The sequence below is a fragment of the Streptomyces pseudovenezuelae genome, assembly GCF_029892565.1.
In the GTDB taxonomy this organism is placed as follows: Bacteria; Actinomycetota; Actinomycetes; order Streptomycetales; family Streptomycetaceae; genus Streptomyces; species Streptomyces pseudovenezuelae_A.
On the sequence record NZ_JARXVH010000008.1, the window covers coordinates 69930 to 89015 of the forward strand.

Annotated in this window: 20 protein-coding genes; 10 read left to right on the forward strand and 10 right to left on the reverse strand. The window is 70.9% G+C overall.

Going from position 1 to position 19086, the window contains the following annotated elements; genetic code table 11:
• Positions 1 to 25: 25 nt before the first annotated feature.
• Positions 26 to 862: an alpha/beta fold hydrolase gene (locus M2283_RS26015; protein ID WP_348538925.1), complete on the forward strand. Its 837-nt coding sequence runs from the start codon at positions 26 to 28 to the stop codon at positions 860 to 862.
• Positions 863 to 883: 21 nt separating this feature from the next.
• Here the strand turns inward: M2283_RS26015 and M2283_RS26020 are convergent, their stop codons facing one another.
• Together M2283_RS26020 and M2283_RS26025 are read right to left on the reverse strand one after the other, a co-directional pair.
• Entirely contained in the window at positions 884 to 1351 is a 468-nt protein-coding gene (locus M2283_RS26020; protein WP_280878792.1) for a helix-turn-helix domain-containing protein, read from the reverse strand.
• A gap of 262 nt (positions 1352 to 1613) precedes the next feature.
• Positions 1614 to 1997, reverse strand: coding sequence for a helix-turn-helix transcriptional regulator (locus M2283_RS26025; protein ID WP_280878793.1), 384 nt, complete (start codon positions 1995 to 1997; stop codon positions 1614 to 1616).
• A gap of 133 nt (positions 1998 to 2130) precedes the next feature.
• On the opposite strand from M2283_RS26025, the gene M2283_RS26030 reads away from it, so the two are divergent.
• Positions 2131 to 2898, forward strand: coding sequence for an anti-sigma factor antagonist (locus M2283_RS26030; RefSeq protein WP_432423127.1), 768 nt, complete (start codon positions 2131 to 2133; stop codon positions 2896 to 2898).
• Positions 2899 to 3034: 136 nt separating this feature from the next.
• Positions 3035 to 3841, forward strand: a complete 807-nt coding sequence (locus tag M2283_RS26035; protein WP_280878794.1) for an SAM-dependent methyltransferase — start codon at positions 3035 to 3037, stop codon at positions 3839 to 3841.
• A gap of 6 nt (positions 3842 to 3847) precedes the next feature.
• On the opposite strand, the gene M2283_RS26040 is transcribed toward M2283_RS26035, so the two are convergent.
• The gene (locus tag M2283_RS26040; protein WP_280878795.1) at positions 3848 to 4753 is read right to left on the reverse strand and encodes a TauD/TfdA dioxygenase family protein; all 906 of its coding nucleotides are present in this window, start codon (positions 4751 to 4753) and stop codon (positions 3848 to 3850) included.
• Between the two features lie 302 nt (positions 4754 to 5055).
• Between M2283_RS26040 and M2283_RS26045 the strand changes: the two genes are divergently transcribed.
• Entirely contained in the window at positions 5056 to 5544 is a 489-nt protein-coding gene (locus tag M2283_RS26045; protein ID WP_280878796.1) for a beta-class carbonic anhydrase, read from the forward strand.
• A gap of 171 nt (positions 5545 to 5715) precedes the next feature.
• Here the strand turns inward: M2283_RS26045 and M2283_RS26050 are convergent, their stop codons facing one another.
• Positions 5716 to 7926 carry a 2Fe-2S iron-sulfur cluster-binding protein gene (locus M2283_RS26050; RefSeq protein ID WP_280878797.1) on the reverse strand — a complete coding sequence of 737 codons (2211 nt, stop codon included), beginning with the start codon at positions 7924 to 7926 and terminating at the stop codon, positions 5716 to 5718.
• An 11-nt stretch (positions 7927 to 7937) separates the two neighbouring features.
• Complete coding sequence (locus tag M2283_RS26055) at positions 7938 to 8735, reverse strand: siderophore-interacting protein (protein WP_280879083.1); 798 nt, start codon at positions 8733 to 8735, stop codon at positions 7938 to 7940.
• A gap of 147 nt (positions 8736 to 8882) precedes the next feature.
• On the opposite strand from M2283_RS26055, the gene M2283_RS26060 reads away from it, so the two are divergent.
• From M2283_RS26060 to M2283_RS26075, 4 genes are all read left to right on the forward strand, one after another.
• Positions 8883 to 9503 (forward strand): TetR/AcrR family transcriptional regulator, encoded by a 621-nt coding sequence (locus M2283_RS26060; protein ID WP_280878798.1) that lies wholly within the window; start codon positions 8883 to 8885, stop codon positions 9501 to 9503.
• Positions 9504 to 9660: 157 nt separating this feature from the next.
• Positions 9661 to 10515, forward strand: coding sequence for a DUF1684 domain-containing protein (locus tag M2283_RS26065; protein WP_280878799.1), 855 nt, complete (start codon positions 9661 to 9663; stop codon positions 10513 to 10515).
• Positions 10516 to 10978: 463 nt separating this feature from the next.
• Positions 10979 to 11536 (forward strand): DUF3455 domain-containing protein, encoded by a 558-nt coding sequence (locus M2283_RS26070; RefSeq protein ID WP_280878800.1) that lies wholly within the window; start codon positions 10979 to 10981, stop codon positions 11534 to 11536.
• Positions 11537 to 11684: 148 nt separating this feature from the next.
• Entirely contained in the window at positions 11685 to 13244 is a 1560-nt protein-coding gene (locus tag M2283_RS26075) for a serine/threonine-protein kinase (protein WP_280878801.1), read from the forward strand.
• 12 nt (positions 13245 to 13256) lie between these two features.
• On the opposite strand, the gene M2283_RS26080 is transcribed toward M2283_RS26075, so the two are convergent.
• From M2283_RS26080 to M2283_RS26095, 4 genes are all read right to left on the reverse strand, one after another.
• A complete protein-coding gene (locus M2283_RS26080) occupies positions 13257 to 14033 on the reverse strand; it encodes an SDR family NAD(P)-dependent oxidoreductase (RefSeq protein ID WP_280878802.1) in 777 nt (258 codons plus the stop codon).
• A gap of 9 nt (positions 14034 to 14042) precedes the next feature.
• Complete coding sequence (locus M2283_RS26085; protein WP_280878803.1) at positions 14043 to 14840, reverse strand: NAD(P)-dependent oxidoreductase; 798 nt, start codon at positions 14838 to 14840, stop codon at positions 14043 to 14045.
• 93 nt (positions 14841 to 14933) lie between these two features.
• Complete coding sequence (locus M2283_RS26090; protein WP_280878804.1) at positions 14934 to 15494, reverse strand: nuclear transport factor 2 family protein; 561 nt, start codon at positions 15492 to 15494, stop codon at positions 14934 to 14936.
• Between the two features lie 20 nt (positions 15495 to 15514).
• Entirely contained in the window at positions 15515 to 16534 is a 1020-nt protein-coding gene (locus M2283_RS26095) for a zinc-binding dehydrogenase (protein ID WP_280878805.1), read from the reverse strand.
• Positions 16535 to 16716: 182 nt separating this feature from the next.
• Between M2283_RS26095 and M2283_RS26100 the strand changes: the two genes are divergently transcribed.
• Positions 16717 to 17301 (forward strand): TetR/AcrR family transcriptional regulator, encoded by a 585-nt coding sequence (locus tag M2283_RS26100; RefSeq protein WP_280878806.1) that lies wholly within the window; start codon positions 16717 to 16719, stop codon positions 17299 to 17301.
• Between the two features lie 27 nt (positions 17302 to 17328).
• Here M2283_RS26100 and M2283_RS26105 read toward each other — a convergent pair whose 3' ends face one another.
• Complete coding sequence (locus tag M2283_RS26105; RefSeq protein ID WP_280878807.1) at positions 17329 to 18111, reverse strand: ABC transporter substrate-binding protein; 783 nt, start codon at positions 18109 to 18111, stop codon at positions 17329 to 17331.
• A 256-nt stretch (positions 18112 to 18367) separates the two neighbouring features.
• Between M2283_RS26105 and M2283_RS26110 the strand changes: the two genes are divergently transcribed.
• Complete coding sequence (locus M2283_RS26110) at positions 18368 to 19069, forward strand: hypothetical protein (RefSeq protein WP_280878808.1); 702 nt, start codon at positions 18368 to 18370, stop codon at positions 19067 to 19069.
• Positions 19070 to 19086: the final 17 nt, after the last annotated feature.

Consider the following 19086-nt stretch of genomic DNA (forward strand, 5'->3'; position numbering starts at 1 on the left):
ACCAGTTGGTATGAAGGAGTGGATCGTGACCGAGCTGAGCATCTCCACCGCCGCGGGCGTGTTCGACGCCATCGTGGCGGGTCCGCCCGAGGGCCGCCCGGTACTGCTGCTGCACGGTTTCCCCCAGACGGGACTGGCGTGGCAGCGGCAGATCGAGGCGCTGGCGGCGGACGGCCACCGCGTGGTGGCACCGGACCAGCGCGGCTACTCCCCCGGGGTCCGTCCCGAGCGGCCCGAGGACTACCGCATCGGTGTCCTGGTCGAGGACGTCGTCGCGATCGCGGATGAGCTGGGCTGGGCGACGTTCGACCTGGTCGGCCATGACTGGGGAGGCGCGGTGGCCTGGTGGACCGCCGGCGCCCACCCCGATCGCGTACGCACTCTGACGGTCGTCTCGACCCCGCATCCCGGTGCCCTCGCCGAGGCGCTGCGCACCGACGAGGACCAGCGGGCGCGGTCGACGTACATGCTCGACTGGCGTGAGACCCCCGCGACCGAGGACCGGATGCTCGCCGACGACGCCGCGCAGCTTAGGGCCCTCTACGCCGGCAAGGTCCCACAGGCCAGTGCCGACGCCTACGTGCGGCACCTGTCCGAGCCGGGCGCTCTGACCGCGGCCCTGAACTGGTACCGGTCCGGCCGCCCCGACACCGCGATCGGCGTCGTCGACGTACCCACGCTGTATGTCTGGAGCGAGGAGGACGTGGCGTTCGGGCCGGCGGCCGCGCGGGAGAGCGGAAAGTGGGTCGGGGGGCCGTACCGGTTCGAGACTCTCCAGGGCGTCAGCCACTGGATCCCCGAGGAGGCGCCCGAGGCGCTGAACCGGCTGCTGCTCGAACACCTGCGGACCTACGGCGACTGAGCGGACTCTCCTCCGATCGGCTCAGCTGTCCGACGTCTCCGTGGTCCCTGTGGCCTCCGTGATGTCGGTCGGTTCCGATGAAGACGGCATCGGGGTCTGCCTCAACGCACGCAGGGCGAGGGCGAGTTCGGTGATTCCGCGGGGGTCGACGATGGAGCGGCCGGTGCGCTCGGCGATGCGGCGCATGCGCACGGTGTTGGGGTGGACGTACAGCTGCTTGGCGGCCTCCTCGGTCGAGCCGCCGCAGGCGAACCAGGCGTCGAGTGTGTCCAGCAGCAGATCGCGGTCGCCGGGCGGCAGGGCCTCGATCGGGCCGAGGACGGTGGCGGCGTGCTGTTCGTCCGCCCGGACATCGGCGCGGTCTCGCTGGCCACCGTCTTCGGGCTGTTCAGCATCTTCTACGGCGTCTCGGCGGTCTTCGGCTCGTTCGATCTGCGGAGCCGTCGTACGCAGGCGAGCCGATCCGGTCAGCGTCTGAGCGGCATGCACTCGTACCGCGGCGGCCGGGGAGCGCCGACGCGGTACGTACCCCGGCGGGGGGGGGGGGGCGCGGGGGCCCCCCCCCCCCCCCCGGCCGGGGGGGGGGGGGGCGGGGCCCCCGCCCCCCCCCCCCCCCCCCCCCCCGGGGGGGGGGGCCCGGGGGGTTGGGGGGGGGGGGGGCCCGCCCGGGGGGGGGGGGGGGGGGCCCGCGGGGGGGGGGGGCCCCGCGGGGGGGGGGGGGGCCCGGGCCCCCCCCCCCCCGCCGCGGTCGTCAGAGGTCGGCTTCGGCCGTCCCGCTCTGCGAGCCCGCCGCGTCCTGCAGTTGGCGTCGCTCCTGCCGCCCCTCGTCGTGGGCGGCATCGTGCTGAGCGAGCAGGGACAGCAGCTCGGCCACCGTCAGCCCCGCCTCGGCGGGGTGGCGCAGGATGGTCCCCTTCTCGATGCGGTACGAGTTGGAGCGGCCCTGGCGTGTGTGGGTGAGATAGCCGCCGTCCTCCAGATCGGAAACGATCTTCTGGACGGCACGTTCGGTGAGTCGGCAGCGCGCGGCGATGTCGCGGATGCGCGTGGTGGGATCCTCGGCGATCGCGGCCAGCACGCGGGCGTGGTTGGTGAGAAACGTCCAACCGGTATGTGATTCCGGTACTCCAGACATGCCCACAGCGTAAGGCGTCTGATTCACGCATTCAAAAGGGCGAACAAGATTTCCTGTATCTCTTGACGTATGCGGGGTGTCGGGGCAAGTCTTGTGGTGGTGAACACGCGCGGATCCCTACGGAGCGACTGCCATGCCAGAACGTGCATCTTCAACGCCATGCACAGCGGGTGACGGGGTTGCCATCGCATCGTCCGTCCCACCGCCGGTTCCGTCGTCGAGCGATCACCGGCCGCCGCTGGGGATCGAGACACATCCCGCGGGCGACTGGACGCTCGTGGTCGTGTCCGGCGTGCTCGACATCCACACCGAGGAGGCCCTGCAGGACGCCCTGTGTGAAGCCCTCAACCAGTCGGTCCGAGGTATCGACCTCGATCTGAGCGAGGTCGAGTTCTGCGACTGCTCCGGCCTCAACACCCTGCTGAGCGTTCGCCGGCGCGCTCTCGACGAGGGCAGGACCGTCGCCCTCCAGGTCGCCAGCGGGGTCGTGCACCGGCTCCTGTCGATCACCGGCACCCGCTCCCTCTTCACGGTCCCGGACGAGGAGCACGAGAACGGCGGGGCGGTGTCAGGAGCGCCGGCCGAGACAGAGGGGATGTCACTCGCGGAAGCCGACCAGGATCTGCGCATCGAGCTCGTCCAGCTCCGACGCGCCATGCAGACCCGGCCCGTGATCGACCTCGCCCGCGGCGTGCTGATGGCGTCGTTCGGCCTCAGCGCCGAGGACGCCTGGAAGGTTCTGGTCACGCTCTCCCAGAACACCAACACCAAACTCCACCACGTGGCCGACGACTTGGTCGGCGCGGTCACGGGAGCGGCCCTCCCGGAACCCTTCCAGCAGCAGGTGGCCGCGACGGTCAACAAACTGCAGACGGAGCCGGTGACACCGGGCGTCGGTTGAGAGGTGAACTCAGCCCTGCCATAGCCGAGTTGGCCGCGCCACCCACGGCGCAGGAGGCAAGCCGAAAGCCGGATCGAGCGGCTAGGGTCGACGTCATGTCAATCAGTGGTCGCACAAACAGCGTCGGAGGGCTGACGTGACGGACGCGGGGATCGAGGCGGGCGGAATCGACACCGGCAAGCCGCAGTCGGCCCGCATGTACGACTACTTTCTCGGCGGGAAGGACAACTACCCCGTCGACGCGGAGGCCGCCGAGCAGGTGATCTCCCTCTTCCCCGCCGTCAAGGAGATGGCGCGGGTCAACCGCGACTTCATGCACCGGGCCGCCCGGCTGCTGGCCGAGCGGGGAATCCGCCAGTTCCTCGACATCGGCACCGGCATCCCCACCGAGCCGAACCTGCATCAGATCGTCCAGGCCGTCACCCCTGACGCGCGCGTGGTGTACGCCGACCACGACCCCATCGTCCTCAGGCATGCCGAGGCTCTCCTTCACAGCAGCCCTGAGGGAAGTACCACCTACCTCCAGGCCGACGTGAGAGAACCGGGACGGATCCTCGCGGCGGGGAAGGAGTTGCTGGACTTCGAGCAGCCGATCGCCCTGTCCTTGGTGGCCCTCCTGCACCTGGTGGCGGACGAGGACGACCCCTACCGGATCGTGGGTGAACTGCTCAACTCCCTCGCTCCCGGTAGCTACTTGGCGCTCTCCCATGCGACCGGAGACTTCGATCCCGAGACATGGGAGCGCGTTGTCGAGGTCTACCGCCGGGGCGGAACCACCGCCCAAGTGCGGTCACGCGGTGAGTTCGCGAGGTTCTTCGAGGGCCTGGAGCTCATCGACCCTGGAATCCAGCTCGCGGCACACTGGCACCCGGAGTTGGGCGGCCGGCGCACTCAGGGTGAGCAGATCCCGCTCTACGTGGGAGTGGCCCGGACCCGGCACTGACGTACCTCACCGACCCCCGGGTCCGACGGGTACGTCTCCGCGCAGGGTGATGCGGTGCATGACGCGGTGCTGGTCGCCGTAGTCGCGGTTGGCGTAGTGCGAGGTGCCGCGGTTGTCCCACAGGGCCACGTCGCCCGGCTGCCAGCGGTGGCGGACGGTGTGTTCGGGCTTGATGAGATGGGCGTAGAGGATGTCGAGGATCCCGCGGCTCTCGTGCTCCGAGACGCCGACGATGTGCGAGGTGAAGCCCGGGTTGACGAACAGGCCCTTGCGCCCGCTCTCGGGGTGCACACGGACCACCGGATGTTCCACGGGGGCGAGTTGGGTGACCACCTCGCCCTCCCAGACGTTGCCGCGCCCCTCGCGCTTCCGGGTCAGGTAGTACCCGAACTCACGGCTGCCGTCGTGCACGGCGGTGAGCGGATCGATCAGCGCGCGCAGCCCCGGTGACAGCGACTCGTAGGCGAGCTGGCTGTCGGCCCACGACGTGTCCCCGCCATGGGGCGGCAGGACCACGGCCCGCAGGACGGAGATCGCGGGCGGACGCCGCATGAACGTCACGTCGGTGTGCCACACGTCGGCGAACCCGTTGTCCTGGCTGTCCAGGGCGTACACCTCGTCGGGCACGTCACCGGAATCGTGCACCGGGTGGCCCGCCGTGACCTCGCCCAGGCGCCGGCCGAAGTCGATCTGCGCGTGGTCGTCGATGTCCTGGCCGGGCAGGAACAGCACCTTGTACGCCACTAGCGCGGCCCGGATCGCCGCGACCTGCTCGTCTCCCAGGTGGCCGAGGTCGACTCCGTGCACCTCGGCGCCGAAGCTTGGCCCGAGCGGGGTGATCCGCAGGCCCGCCGTTCCATGGGCCGGGTGGTCGACGCGGGTCTCGCCCGGCTGTTCGCTGATGACTGTCATGTTGTCGATCCTGATCCGTGGAACCGCCGACCGGGCGCCCGCGGTTCGATGTTCACGAAGGTGAAATGATCGTTCCCGCCGTCGATCCGCCGTCGCCCGGCCGTCGCCCGGCCTCCGAACACACGTTTTCTTGCCAGCTCTCGGTGGCGGAAGGTTCACTGGTCGGGTGCCGACCTTCGCCACCACGCTGACGGGCTTCTGGCCCTCGCGTCGTGTCCACGTCTTCGACGTGTTCTGTTGCCGTGCGCCGTCCTCGCCGCCCGCACCGCACCCTTCAGAACACTCGAGAACAGAGGTCCACCATGTCCGTGACCGATGAGCTGCTGGCCAACAACGCCCGCTACGCCGAGACCTTCTCCGGCCCGCTCCCCCTGCCGCCTTCCAAGCAACTCGCCGTCGTGGCCTGCATGGACGCCCGGCTGAACGTGTACGCGGTCCTCGGCCTGAACGACGGTGAGGCGCACGTCATCCGCAACGCGGGCGGCGTGGTCACCCAGGACGAGATCCGTTCGCTCGCCATCAGCCAGCGTCTGCTGGGCACCGAGGAGATCATCCTCATCCACCACACCGACTGCGGCATGCTCACCTTCACCGACGACGGCTTCAAGTCCACGGTCGAGGAGGATACCGGCATCCGTCCGTCCTGGGCGGCGGAGGCCTTCGGCGATCTCGACACGGACGTCCGCCAGTCGATCGCGCGCATCAAGGCCGACCCCTTCATCGTGCACAAGGACCGCATCAGGGGCTTCGTCTTCGACGTCGCGACCGGAAAGCTCAACGAGGTCAACTGACAGCGGCGCCGTCCCGCACAGACCAGCGCTTCGACAAGCGGCGGAGGGTGCCGGCGGGGCGTCGCGTCCTGCCCTTGACGCGTCCATCAGGGATCAGCGTCTGCGCGCCACGGCCGGCCCCGACTCGGCCGTGGCGCTCGCAATTCCGTCTTCCCACCAGTTCAGGAGCGATCACGGGTCCGCGATGTCGAGGGTGACCTTGGACAGGGGGCAGCCCACGCAGGTCAGCACGTAGCCGTCGGCTTTCTGCTCCGGGGTGAGGCAGTTCGGCTCGTTCTGTGCGACCTCTCCGGTGCGGAGCAGCACCCTGCAGTCGCCGCAGTTGCCGACCGTGCAGGAGTACGGCATCGGCAGCCCCGCGGCGAGTCCCGCGTCGAGCAGTGTCTGACCGGGCTCGACCACCACCGTCCCGACAGGGCGCCCGTCCTCCTCGACGGTCATCTCCTGCGGCACCGTCGGCGCGGTCCCGGTGTCCGCTCCGCTGGTGAAGCGCTCCTGGTGCACCCGGTTCTGCGGTACTCCGAGTCCGGTCACGGCACCCTGGACGGCGTCCATCAGCGGTGCGGGACCGCAGACGTAGTAGTGGGCGTCCCGGGCCGGCGACAGGCCGGTGACCCAACGCCGTACACCGTCCGCGTCGAGCCGCCCGTCCCGGCCGGTCAGGACGTGGGTGATCGACAGCCGGTCGGGATGGTCCTTCGTCAGTCGGGTCAGCTCGTCGGCGAAGATGATCTCGTCCGCGCGGCGGCTGCTGTAGAGCAGCGCGATCCGGCCTCCGCCCGGCCGGTCGGCGAGCCGCGCGCGGATCATGCTCATCATCGGCGTCACGCCACTGCCCGCCGCCACGAGCACGATCTCGTCCGGGGGTTGCGGCTCGGCGTGGAAGGACCCCGAGGGGCCGCGCACCGCGAGGCGGTCCCCGGCTCGGAGACTCCGGTGCACGTGGGTGGAGAACCGGCCGTCCTCCACATGCTTGACGGTGACCTCCAGCCGGGACGATCCCGGCGCCGACGACGCCGAGTAGGCCCGTCGTACCGGGCGCCCCTCGATGTCGGCGACGAGCGTGAAGAACTGGCCGGGCCGGAAGTCGAACGGTCCGGGACTCCCGTCGGCGTCCTCCAGTACGAGGGTGACCGCGCTCGGCGTCTCGCTGCGCACCTCGGCGATGCGCACCTCCCGCAGAAGGTGCTCCTCCCTGTGCGCCCGCTCCGGCGTATCCGTCCTGCCGTAGTCGGCAGGGTCTCGGCGCCGGAATCCGCGGCGCCGCCCACCGGCGCCGGACTCGACATCCTCGTACCCCTCCTTCCGCAGCCCGGAACGGTAAAGACGGTCGGCGGCCAGGCGCAACAGCCGGTTCACGCCCGGGATCGCCCCGACGAGCTTGAGCAGGAACGCGGGTGGGCCGCCCTCGGCCTCGGCCGAACCGGCGGCGAGGTGTTCGCCCGCCAGCGCCAGCAGGTCCGGCATCGCGCCGCGGTCCAGGTGCGCGCCAGGGGTCCACAGTCGCGAGCGCGCCACGGCGTCGTTGCCGGTCACCTCGGCGTGCTCGACGTCGATGAGCAGCGCCAGGTGCGGGGGCATCCCGCGCAGGGCCATCGTCTCCAGGAGTGCGGGGTCGTCGGTGATCGCGCCCCGGCCGCGGACGTGCAGCACACCGCTGCGCCCCGGGACGAGCGCGGCGAACGAGAGGCGGTCGTCGCGCAGCAGGTTGTGGAGTGTGTCGGCGCGTTTGTTGCCCTTGCGGTCCGGGATGACGAGGGTGTGGCCGTCCAGGATCCGCGCCACCGTCTGCCGGTCCCCGCGCGGACTCGTGTCGCTCCCGCCGGCGGAGTCCCAGGTGGACAGGGCGAGGAAGGGCGCCGCGGCCAGGAAGTCGGCGACGCCGGGTCGGCGCAGCGGCCCGTCGCCCACGAACTCGGCGGCCGGTTCGGGCGAGGCGGGCGGCTGCCACAGACGGGCCCGGAGGACGGCCTGTGCGCAGTGCACGTACGCCTCCGTGATGTCCACGGTCGTCCGCGCTCCCTTGCGCGCGGCCACCGAACCGTTGACGCGCAGGATCTCCCCGACGCCCGGCAGGAGGAAGAAGAACGAGACCGGACCGTGCGGGTCGCCGGACTCGGGCAGGGTGAACGAGATCCGCGTGGGCGAGTGGACCCGTGCGAATCCCGGGGCGCCGCCGATGAAGATGGTCCTGCTGGTGCCGTCGGCGTCCCGGTAGCCGAAGGCCGCGATCGGACACCGGGCGAGGACGGTCCGGCAGCCCTCGTCGAGGGCGCCGATCTGCTTGAGCATGACCGCCGACGCGGGACGGCCGACGGTCGTCTCGACCTCGTCCACCGTCGTCAGGCGGTGCGGGGTGCTCGAACGGTCTGCTTGCCGCACAAGGATTCCTCTCAGCCTGGGGACGAGCGGCCCAGGCGCCAGTAGCCGACGAACGAGATGTCCCGCTTGGGTACGCCACGGTCGTTGACCAGATGGCGCCGCACCGAGGTCGCCAGCCGGGACTCGCCCGCGACCCATGTGTAGAAGCGGCCGGGCGGAAGCGAGGCACGGCGTACCGCGTCCAGCGCCAAGGCGCCGGGGCGCAGCTCCTCGCCGGGGTTCGGATCGCCGGGCCGCAGGTCTTCGCCGTCGCGGCTCAACCAGTGGACGCGGGCGCCGGCGGGCGTCTCGACGGGCCGGATGTCGGCCGCGCTCGCCACCTCCAGGTAGACCTCCGTGGCCAGGGCGGGCGGTGTCCCGTCGAGGATGGACAGGATCGCGGGCAGCGCGGTCTCGTCGCCGATCAGCAGCTGCGCGTCCGCGTGCTCGGGCAGTCGGTACATGGTGCCGACGTCGAAGATCCCGGCCGGGTCGCCCGGTTCGGCCCGGCGCACCCAGGACGACATGGGCGAGTCACCGTGCACGGCGAACTCGATGTCGACCTCGTCCTCCGCGGGCCGCACTCGCCTGATCGTCAGGTTGCGCACCCACGGGCGGACCGACTTCGGCAGCAGCATCAGCTGGGCGATCCACGCCTCGTTCGAGACGGTCGGCATCCGCAGCGCGGTCTGTCCCTCGCGGGGGAAGAACAGGCGCACCGCCTGGTCGTGTCCGGCCACGACCAGGTCCCGTACGGCCGGCCCGCCGAGGGTGACGCTGGCGAAGCCCGGGGTGACGAACGCGCGGCGGCGCACCTCCAGGGTGATCATCGTGCGCGACTCGGGCAGGTACACCTTGGGGATCACGGCCGGCCACCCGCATCCGGCACGGCCTTGTTCTCGCAGCTCATGGCACTATTGTGAGCAATAGCTCAGCTCTTTGACTACTCGCTTTTCGCGCCCTGAGGAGGCCTCCGGATGCCGTCGGCCGACCGTCGTCTTCAGCCACGTCGCAAGCCCCGTCAGGTGCGCGCCGAGCTCACCCGCGAGCGCATCCTCACCGCCGCTGCTCACGTTTTCGCCGAGCACGGCTACGCCGCCGGCACCACCAACCGCATCGCCGAACGCGCCCGTATCTCCATCGGCTCGCTCTACCAGTACTTCCCGAACAAGGACGCCGTCCTGGCCGAGCTGCTGGTGCGGCACATCGACCGTGGCACGTGGACGCAGGCCGACCAGCTCGATCTGTCCGCCGGGACCCTGGAGGCGACGGTGCGCGCCCTGGTCCGCGACGCGATCGACAACCACAACGACGATCCACAGCTGCTGCGGATCATGATCGAGGAGGCGCCGGTCTCGCAGGAGCTGCTCGACACGATGGTCCGCCACGAGAGGAACCGCGTCGGCCAGGTGCGCGACCTTCTCGCCCGTCACCCCGATGTCCACGTACAAGACCTCGACACCGCCGCCGAGTTGATCGTGTTCACCGTGGAGACGAACACCCACAAGCTCATGGCCTACCCGCGCACCGGCCGGGTCGAGACGTTCGAGAACGAACTGGTCGACATGGTCACCCGGTATCTGCGCGGCGGGCGGTAGCCGCGGGGCCGTTCCGCCGACGGTGGCCGGCAGGGACCTGCACAGTCCTGACAAGAAGCTGTCACACGAGAACCGGAATCCCTGGTCGGGCGGCCGGGGTTGGCACTGGCGTGACCGTAGGCGTCGCGCTCGACACGTCCGAGTCGAAGGAGTGCTCATGACCGTGCAGCTCACCACGACCGACCTCCAGGCCTTCACCCAGGACTGGCTGGACTGGTACCGCGGGCAGGAGGAAGGGCTGGCCGCTCCGCACGGGTTCCTGGCGATCACCGGCCTGCACTGGCTCGACGACCGGCCGCAGCGCTTCCCGGACGCGCCGGGCGCCTGGTGGACCGACGCCGCGGGGGTCGCCGTAGCTCTCGACGAGGGCGAGGAACTCGTCGTGGAGGGAACTCCGGTGCGGGGCGAACACCGCTTCGGCGTGCTGCCCGAGCGCGGTGGCGTCAGCGCGGTCTGGGGCGATGCCGTGATCGAGGTCGCCAAGCGCGGCGGACACGACATCGTCCGACCCCGGCACCCGGACGCGCCGCTGCGCACCGCCTTCGCCGGCACCCCCGCCTACGCCCCGGACCCCCGCTGGGCGGTGACCGGTCGCTACACCGCCTTCGACGAACCGCGTCCGACGACGGTGGGCGCCGCGGTCGAGGGGCTGGAGCATGTCTACGACGCACCGGGGCGGGTCGAGTTCGAACTCGACGGACGTCCCCTGGCCCTGACCGCGTTCCCCGGACACGGCCCGGGCCGGTTGCTGGTGCTCTTCACCGACGCCACCTCCGGCGTGACCACCTACGCCGCCAACCGCGCCCTCTCCCTCGACCCGCCTGCCGCCGACGGCACGGTCGTCCTGGACTTCAACCGCGCGACGAACCTGCCGTGCGCCTACACCGACCTGGCCACCTGCCCGTTGCCACCGGCGGAGAACCGGCTGCCGGTGGCCATCGAGGCCGGCCAGAAGACACCCCGTGAGTGGGACGGGGACGCGGACGAGGACTGGGACCAGGTCGGGGCCTGACGGTCGTCCCGGCCGCGGCGAAATACCGAGGGCGCCACGGCAGTTCAGCGGTTCCGCCGAAGTCGCCAATGGATACGGCTCGTTTTTTTGAATTGTCGTCAAGATTCCCGTCACCAGTCCCCTCGGCATTCGGCCGAGGGGACTGGTGCGTGAAACGCCTTGCCCGAATAGGCAATTGATCAGGCCCGTAAGTGCATGTGCGCAGCCTGCGCGGGAAGCGGCACCGGCGCCTGGTGCGGCGGGCAGAGGCAGCTCAGATCCGATAGACGGAGTCGGTCACCGATTCGTCAGCAATTGACGGCCCCGCAAAGGGAGTTCACCCGTACACTGCGGCGTCGAGGGCCGACGATCAGTAGACCGGCCCCGCAGGATTTGTACGCGCGAGGTTCCGGCGCATGGACTCGTACGGTCGCCGCGCCCCCACCCGCGCAACATGCTCGGAAATTCTTCTGGAGGTACACCAATGAAGCTTGGCAAGCGTGTGGTTCTCACGACCACAGCTGTGGCCGTCGCGACCGTCGGCACGTTCCTGGGCGCGTCGGCCGGTCAGGCGGCGACCCCGCAGACCGCGCACCCCGTCGCCGCCGTCGACGTTCCCGACGCGCTGAAGGTCCCGGACGGCAACCGGCTCACCGGCGTCTTCTCCGCCGCCGGCGTCCAGACCTACACCTGCACCAACGGCGCCTGGACGCTGCTGGAGCCGGCCGCCACCCTGTGGGCCAAGAACGACCGCTCCCACCGCTCCGTCGCCCTCCACTCCCGCGGCCCCGTCTGGGTCTCCACGGTGGACGGCAGCGCGGTCAACGGCAGCGCCATAGCCAACTCCCCCAAGACCGGCACCATCCCGGAGCTTCTCCTGAAGTCGACCGCCACCCGCGGCACCGGGACCTTCGCCGACGTCTCCTACATCCAGCGCCTGAACACGCACGGCGGCGTCGCCCCCACCACGGCCTGCACCGGAACCGACCAGGTCAGCGTGGAGTACACCGCCACCTACGCGTTCTACAAGCCCGCCAAGTGATGCGATAGGAAGTCGCGCGACGGTGCCCTCCTCGGACTCGTCCGAGGAGGGCACCGTTCGCCACTATGCTCAGCCCCGCTCGAACAGTTCGAGCTGAATGACGACCGGCGGACGTCCGGGCCGCCGCGAAGGAAACGTGAGAGAGCGCGTGATATCCGAAGAGGGCGATCACCAGGCGACGACGAGTGCGCACCGCGGCTCAGGACGGCTGATCGCCGGTCGGTACCACCTCCACGACGTCCTTGGCAGAGGCGGCATGGGCACCGTCTGGCGCGCCCACGACCAACTCCTGGACCGCGCGGTCGCCGCAAAGGAACTGCACATCCTCACCCACGGCGACGAGGAGCACCGCATACGGGTACGCCGCGCGATCCGTGAGGCGCGCGCGGTCGCCCGGGTGTCGCACCCGCATGTGGTGGGCGTCCACGACCTGGTCGAGTCCGAGGACCGGCTGTGGATCGTCATGGAACTCGTCGAAGGACCCTCGCTGTCCCAGCGGATCGCCGAGAACGGACCGCTCACGCCACAGCACGCCGCCGCCCTCGGTGTGCAACTGCTCGACGCGTTGGAGGCCGTGCACGCGGCCGGCACCCTGCATCGCGACGTCAAACCCGCCAACGTCCTGCTGCGCCGCGACGGCAACGCCGTTCTCACCGACTTCGGCATCGCGGCCCTGGACGACGGCGAGTTCCTGACGACCACCGGCGAACTGGTCGGCTCCCTCGAATTCATGGCGCCCGAGCGGGTGATGGGGACCGAGGTCGGTCCGGCCTCCGACCTGTGGTCACTGGGCGCGACCCTCGCCACGGTCTGCGGCGGTCAGTCCCCCTTCCGCAGGCCGGCCCACCCGGCGACGCTGCACGCGGTGGCGTACGAGGAACCCGTCCTGTCCGAGCGACTCGGCCCGCTCTACCCGGTGGTCGAGGCCCTGCTGCGCAAGTCACCGGACGACCGTCCTCCGGCGGCCACCGCACGTGCCGCGCTGCGGCGCGTCGCGGCGGGTGACACGACCGCCGAGCCGCTGCCGACACCGACGGTCCGCGTGCCGCGGTCCTCGCCCTCATCGGCCGACGCGGACACGGTGACCAGCGGCCAGGAGCGGCTCGTCCCGGCCCGGGGGGCCGTACCGACGGCACGGCACACCACAACACTCAAGCCCGTACGGGAGTTGCCGGAGCAGTCGTCCCGCTCGGGTCCAACGCGCGTTCTGTGGGCCCTCGTTGGTACGGCGGTGCTGGCGGCGGGTGTCGGTGGCGGACTGTTCCTCACCGGGACGCCGCCGTTCAAGGAGAACTCGAAGGCGACGACCGCCAGTTACGTCGTCAAGTCGGCGGCCAGTTGGCAGCCGGTGACCGGAGTGACCGTCCAGCGGGGCGACCGGGTCACGGTGCGGTTCGTCTCGGGACAGTGGACGGCCGACTACCGGAACATGCCCATGACCGGGCCTGCGGGCTACGACGCGGCCACCGACAAACTGTTCGCGGGAGCGGTGGACTGCAAGATCAGGCGCGCGTCCCCCTTCGGCAGCCTGCTGGCACGCCTCACGGGCAAGCAGGGCTACCCGATCCACGCCGTCGGGCGGAAGCTGACCTTCAAGGCGGCCGGGAACGGCGCCCTCGAACTGGCGATGAACGACCTCGCCGGATCCTGCTCCCAGGACAACAGGGGCACCCTGACCGTGAAGGTCGTCGTCACGCGCCCGTCGTGACCCCGTCCCTCCTCACCGAGGGCTCATCGCGATGACCGCGTCCCGGCGGCTCAGCGCCCCGAGCGGCGACGCCCCGGTCGGGTCCGGACCCCCGGCGATCCAGGTGGGCCCGTCGCCCAGGTGGGCCAAGGCCTCCTCCGCCACGTCCTGGGGGTCTGCGAGAGCACCGAGAGGCGCGTCCCCGTCACCGAGGAGGCGGCGCAGCGAGGGCGTGTCGGTGCGGCCCAACACGAGGGCCAGGACGTCCACTCCGTGCCCGCGCCACTCCGCCCACAGGGACTCGGCGAGTACCAAGCCGAAGGCCTTGGTGGCGCCGTAGGTGGCACGGGTCGCGCCGCCGGCCCACGCCGCCCCGGACGTCACGAGGACCACACCGCCGTGTCCCCGGGCGGCCATCGGGGCACCGAAGTGGTGGACCGTTTCGAGGGCGGTCACGCAGTTGCGGCGCACCAGGCTCAGGTGGGCCGGCAGGCCACGGTCGAGGAAGTCGGCGGTACTGTCGTCGCTTCCTGCGTTGTAGACGAACAGGCCGATCTCCAAGTCGGCGGTGGCGGCGGCGAGTTCGGCCAGGGCAACGGGTGCGGCGAGGTCGAGGGGGACGGTGCGGACCTGGACGCCGTATTCGAGGGAGACGGTGTCCGCCGTCTCCTTGAGCACGGGCACGCGTCGGGCCACCAGGACGACGTTGATTCCGCGGGCGGCCATCGCCCTGGCGAACGCGGCTCCCACACCGTCGGATCCTCCGGCGACGATGCCCCAAGGGCCGTACGCGGCAGTCATGGTGGTCATTACCCTTCGTCAACTGGTGCTCGGGTCGGGCGACTTGCGCAGCACGCGTTTCTCGACCGCCTCGGAGGCCAGTACGGTGCCGATGATTCCGAGGTCCACGCCCGCCCGGTCGGCGACCTCGCGGACCGTGCCGACGTCCTTGCTCATCAGGTCGGCCAGGCGGTCGGCGACCGAATCGACCGAGCCACCGCGCGCCACGACCTGCAGGGCCCGGCTCGCACCGCTGCCCTGCTGGAGGGCGGCCAGCACGGTCGACTCCCCCAGGCCCAGCGACTCGGCAAGTCGTACGGCGTCGACGGCCAGGCCCACCTGCGCCACGAACAGGGCGTTGTTGACGAGCTTGAGCCGCTGCCCGTCACCGGCCGTGCCCACATGCAGGACGGGTGAGGCGTACGTGGCGAGGAGCGGGCGCACACGGTCCAGCGCGGACTCGTCACCGCCGACCCACAGCGTGAGCCGGCCGTCTCGGATGTCGTGCGGTCCGCCGGAGAGGGCAGCGTCCAGTACGTCCACGCCCCGCGCCGCACCCGCCTCGGCGACGGCGTCGACGGTGGCCGGATCGCAGGTCGTGTGCTGGACGAGGGTCGCGCCCGGGCGCATGGCCGCGACGGCACCGTCCGGGCCGAGGCAGACTTCGCGCACCTGTGCGTCCGTCAACACCGTGACGAACACGGCGTCGACGCCTTCGACCGTCGCCGGGACCGTGTCGGCGACGGTCGGTCCGTCGGCGGTCGCAGCGGCACGGGTGTGTGGGTGGCGGACGTGGACGGTGACGTCGTGCCCGGCGGCCGTCAACCGGTCGATCATGGGGCGGCCCATACGGCCGGTCCGATGAATCCGATCCTCACTTCGCCTCCTACGGCGGTGCGACGGCGGGGCAGTGCGATAGGGCGGATGTGGTCAGTCGGTCTCGGCGACGGGATCGGAGCCGGAGTCCGGCCGCGGCGGCGCCGGCAACTCGCGGTGCCCGGCGGTGCCGTCGAGGTTCGCGTTGACGCGCTCGACGACACGCCAGCCGTGTGCGGTGCGCGCCCAGCGCCAGGTGTTGGCCGACACCCGGGCCACCCAGAACCGGTCGGCGTCCGGGTCCCAGCGGATGTTGAGGGCGTAGCCGCGGCCCGTGGCCCGGTCCCCGTCGACCTGGATGTGCGGCACGGTGAGCACGTGCGCGGCGCCGTTGCGGATCAGGTGCTGGTGGCCGGTGCCGTGGACCATGCCGCTGATGTCCTCATGACCGCGCATCGTGAAGTGGCCGACGACGTCGAAGACCCCGTCCTCGGTCCACAGTTCGGCCGCCGCCTCGCCCGAGCCGCTGTCGACCGCCGGACCGTACCGGGCGACCAACTGCACGATCTCCGCCTGGCCCTCCAGCACGCGGACCTTCTCGGTCAACTCCTTGACTGCGGAACGGAGTTCCGTCAACTCCGAGACAGTGGAGTGGAGTTCGTCGATCTCGTTCACGGTGCGGTCCCTTCCATCGGTCAGGGCACGACGACAATGCGGGCCGGAGCATCCGCAGCGCGTGCGGCGTCGAGAGCGGTGGGCACCTCGTCGAGTCCGACGGTGCGGCCCAGCATCGGCCGGACGTCGAGGCGCCCCGAACAGACCGCGTCGAACGCCTCGTTCCAGTGGTCGGGCGTCGGCCCGCCGCCGAACTGGATGCTGATGCCCTTGCGTTTGGCGGTGAGGGTGCGGAGCAGGTCGCCCTGGGGCGGGCCGCCCATGGAGAAGATCCGGGTGCCCCTCGCACTCCCCTTGATGATCGAGTCGAGTACGCCGGGCAGCCCGACGCACTCGAAGACGACGCACCCCACGTCACCGGTGCCGGCCACCTCCCGCCACGCCTCGTACGGCGACACCTCGGCGGGATCCGCGACCACGTCGGCGCCCATGGCGGTGGCCGTCCTCCGGCGCGAGGCCACGAGGCCGGCCGCGACGACGGGGCCGACCCCAAGTGACCGCAGTGCGGCGACAGTCGACAGGCAGATGGCTCCGCAGCCGATGACGAGCGGGACCTCCCGTGCGGTCAACCGGGCGCGGGAGGCGGCAGACCAGCCGACCGCGATCGCGTCGGCGACACAGACGAGTTCACTGGTCAGGTCGGATGCGACCGGACGGGTCAGCGCCTCGGTGAGGAGGAACAACCCGCCGAAGCCGCCGGGTGATTCGGGGTTCTGCCCGATGATCCGCCGACCGCCGGGCACGACCACGATCGGCAGTGAACTCACCCGGGCACCCACGGGGATCCGCCGCTCCGTGCCGGGACCGTGGCCGACGACCTCGGCGCAGTACTCGTGCCCCATGACGATGTCGACGTCCTGGTCGTAGGTGGACATGCCGCTGTCGTCGTCGAGACCGGCCTCCGGGTGGTCCATGAACTGCAGGTCGGACGCGCAGATCCCGCAGGCCGGCGAGCGGACGAGAAGCTGACCGGGGCCGGGTACGGGGTCCTTGATCGTCCTCGCCCGCACCGTTCCGTTCCGCAGCACGGCAGCGCGCATCGGCCACTCCTCGGTGGGGGGCGTGCGGGGCATTCGCGTCACAGGGCGCCGGCGTCCGCGAACTCCGGTGCCCATACCGGACGTTGCCTTCGGACTCTAGCGACAACGTCGTATTTATAGAAGACGGTCTCCTGAAATTAGCCACCGGCGAGGGGTCCACCTGGGCCGTTACCATGGCGGCCGTGGCAGACTCCGGACGACGCCCTGGCCGCCCGCGCGACACGACGATCGACGAGCGTGCGCTCGCCGCGACGCGTGAGTTGTTGGTGCGGCGCGGATTCGAGGCGACGACGATCCAGTCCGTCGCCGAACACGCGGGGGTGCACTCCTCCGCGCTGTACCGGCGTTGGCCCTCTCGCATCGAACTCATCGCGGAGGCCACCTTCCCCGGCCTCGACCAGCACGCCGTCGAGCCGACCGGTCAACTCAGCGCGGATCTACGGCGGTTCGCACGCGCCTACCTGGCCGCGTTCACCACCCCCGTGGCCCGAGCGGCCGCGGCCGGGCTGCTGGCGCACAACCAGTCGTCGTCCCGGCCGCGCTCGCCCGAACTGACCCTGCGGGTCTCCGCGCGCCCCCAGTTCCACGCCATCCTGCGTGCCGCGCCGCCGGAGCACGTCGACCCCGCCGTCGACCCGGACGACGTCTTCGACATGCTCCTCGGCGCGATCCTCGCCCGCGTTCTGCTGCCTGGCGCCACGGCCCGCCGCACACCGGTCGAGCGGACCGTGGGCCTGATCATCCGCCTGCTCGCACCGGTGAGTTGAGATCCCCGACGGGCACCGGTCCGCGGATCACTTGAGGTCGGACAGCGACTTGCCGACGTCCGCCAGGGTCATCGGCTTGCCGTAGTCGCCCTTGTACTTGTAGGCGGGTGCGTCGCAGCGGTAGGCGCCGTCGTCGGGCCGGAAGCCGGCCGCCCGCCAGCCCTTCGGTGTCGCCTCGACGATGGAGTAGCACTTGGGCGGGATGTTGTTCTTGCTCAGATCGGCCGGGGCCTGGAGTCCGCCGCCGGTCCACTCGGTCTGCTCGACCGCGTTGTCGTAGACGCACCTGCGCGTCACCGTGGCGCAGTCGCGGGCGGCGGTGGCGAACAGCAGCCAGGCCGAGAAGGCGCGCAGCACCGGGTAGGTGACCGCCTTGGCGGGGGCGTACTTCTTGAACAGGTCGATGACCTGCTGGGTCGCCGGGTTGGCGGAGGCGCTCTCCAGGGGTGCGGTGGCGGACAGTTCGGCGTAGTTGTGCTGCTTCGCCAGTGCGGGGCCCGCCAGTTGCAGGAACGCCGGGCCGTAGGCGTTGCTGTTGGCATCGATCCAGTCGGGGGCGTGGCCGAGGTTGCTGAGTGCCTGTTCCAGCTTGGCGAGGCTCGCGGAGTCGCCGAGGAAGACCAGGCCCTTGACGCCCTTGGTCTTGATGGACTGGGCGTACGGCGTCCAGTCGGAGACGCCGGCCGCCGGGTAGAGGTCGCTGTAGGTGACCTTGCCGCCGAGGCCGCCGATGCCCTCCTTGGAATGGCCGGAGCAGCCGGCCAGCAGTACCGCGGCCGCGGTGACCGCGCCCATGAGCAGCCTGCGCAAGGTGCCTCCTCGGGGAGGTTCGGACGTCGTCGAAAGGCTTCGGTTCGTCGCGCGGAAAGTACATTCTCTGAATCAGCCAATTAAGCCCTCACACAAGAGAACCTAATACTCCCCTGGTCGAAGGCTCCCGCCGACCGTTGCCCCGCGCGCTTGGGCCACTTCGTGGCCGGATCTCAACTCCCCGCAGATTCATGCTCGTTGGCGGGTACTCATCTCTGACACGACGTGGTGTGCAGGGTGGGGGGAGCTGGCCCTGATGGCGCAGGCGCAGGAACACTCGGCGATGGGCCGCTCGCGGTGGGCCCGGCGCCGGCAGACCGTACTGGAGTTACGCAGGTCGGGGCGCTACGGCCCCCGGTTCCGCGACGTGCTGTCCGGGCTCACCGGACTCGTGATCGTCGTCTGCGCCGGCGTCACGGCACTGGCCCTGTCGTATCGCGCGTTCGGCCCGGTCGCCCCCGCCGCGATCCTCGTCCTGCTCACGCTCGTGGCCGTCGCCGTGCACCGTCGGCGCCGCCCGCTGGCCCGCCGCCGGCGCGGCTACTACACACCGGAGGAGCTGACCGAACTCGACGTGCCGGAGCTGGTCCTCGCGGTGGCGCGGATGCTGCGCAGGGACGGCTGGCGGGTCCTGCCGCTGCCCGCACAGGACCGGCCCGCCCTGGCCGCCCGCGACGACCAGGGGCGACTGCTGGTCGTGGGGTTCCGCCCGGTGGCCGAGCCCTTACCCGACGAGGAACCGGTCTGGCGCCGTCGCTCGAAGGGCCGGGGAAAGGCGGGCCCCGACCTCCGTCTCGTCGTGCACCGCGGAACGTTCGCCGCCAGAGACGTCCGCTGGGCGGCCCGCCAGGGCCATGTCCACCTCATCGACGGAACCCGTCTGGAGCGCTGGGCCCACGGCACCCCGCTGTACGACCTCGGTGACACCCCGGCGGCGCGTGCCCTGCCGGATTCCTGAGCCTTGCGCGCCGGAGA

Excerpts from the sequence above, each read along its gene's own strand:
- M2283_RS26025 (WP_280878793.1), bottom strand. The coding sequence starts at position 1,997 with ATGTCTGGAGTACCGGAATCACATACCGGTTGGACGTTTCTCACCAAC.
- M2283_RS26030 (WP_432423127.1), top strand. The coding sequence starts at position 2,131 with ATGCCAGAACGTGCATCTTCAACGCCATGCACAGCGGGTGACGGGGTT.
- M2283_RS26040 (WP_280878795.1), bottom strand. The coding sequence starts at position 4,753 with ATGACAGTCATCAGCGAACAGCCGGGCGAGACCCGCGTCGACCACCCG.
- M2283_RS26045 (WP_280878796.1), top strand. The coding sequence starts at position 5,056 with ATGTCCGTGACCGATGAGCTGCTGGCCAACAACGCCCGCTACGCCGAG.
- M2283_RS26055 (WP_280879083.1), bottom strand. The coding sequence starts at position 8,735 with ATGATCACCCTGGAGGTGCGCCGCCGCGCGTTCGTCACCCCGGGCTTC.
- M2283_RS26060 (WP_280878798.1), top strand. The coding sequence starts at position 8,883 with ATGCCGTCGGCCGACCGTCGTCTTCAGCCACGTCGCAAGCCCCGTCAG.
- M2283_RS26065 (WP_280878799.1), top strand. The coding sequence starts at position 9,661 with ATGACCGTGCAGCTCACCACGACCGACCTCCAGGCCTTCACCCAGGAC.
- M2283_RS26070 (WP_280878800.1), top strand. The coding sequence starts at position 10,979 with ATGAAGCTTGGCAAGCGTGTGGTTCTCACGACCACAGCTGTGGCCGTC.
- M2283_RS26080 (WP_280878802.1), bottom strand. The coding sequence starts at position 14,033 with ATGACCACCATGACTGCCGCGTACGGCCCTTGGGGCATCGTCGCCGGA.
- M2283_RS26085 (WP_280878803.1), bottom strand. The coding sequence starts at position 14,840 with ATGATCGACCGGTTGACGGCCGCCGGGCACGACGTCACCGTCCACGTC.
- M2283_RS26095 (WP_280878805.1), bottom strand. The coding sequence starts at position 16,534 with ATGCGCGCTGCCGTGCTGCGGAACGGAACGGTGCGGGCGAGGACGATC.
- M2283_RS26110 (WP_280878808.1), top strand. The coding sequence starts at position 18,368 with ATGGCGCAGGCGCAGGAACACTCGGCGATGGGCCGCTCGCGGTGGGCC.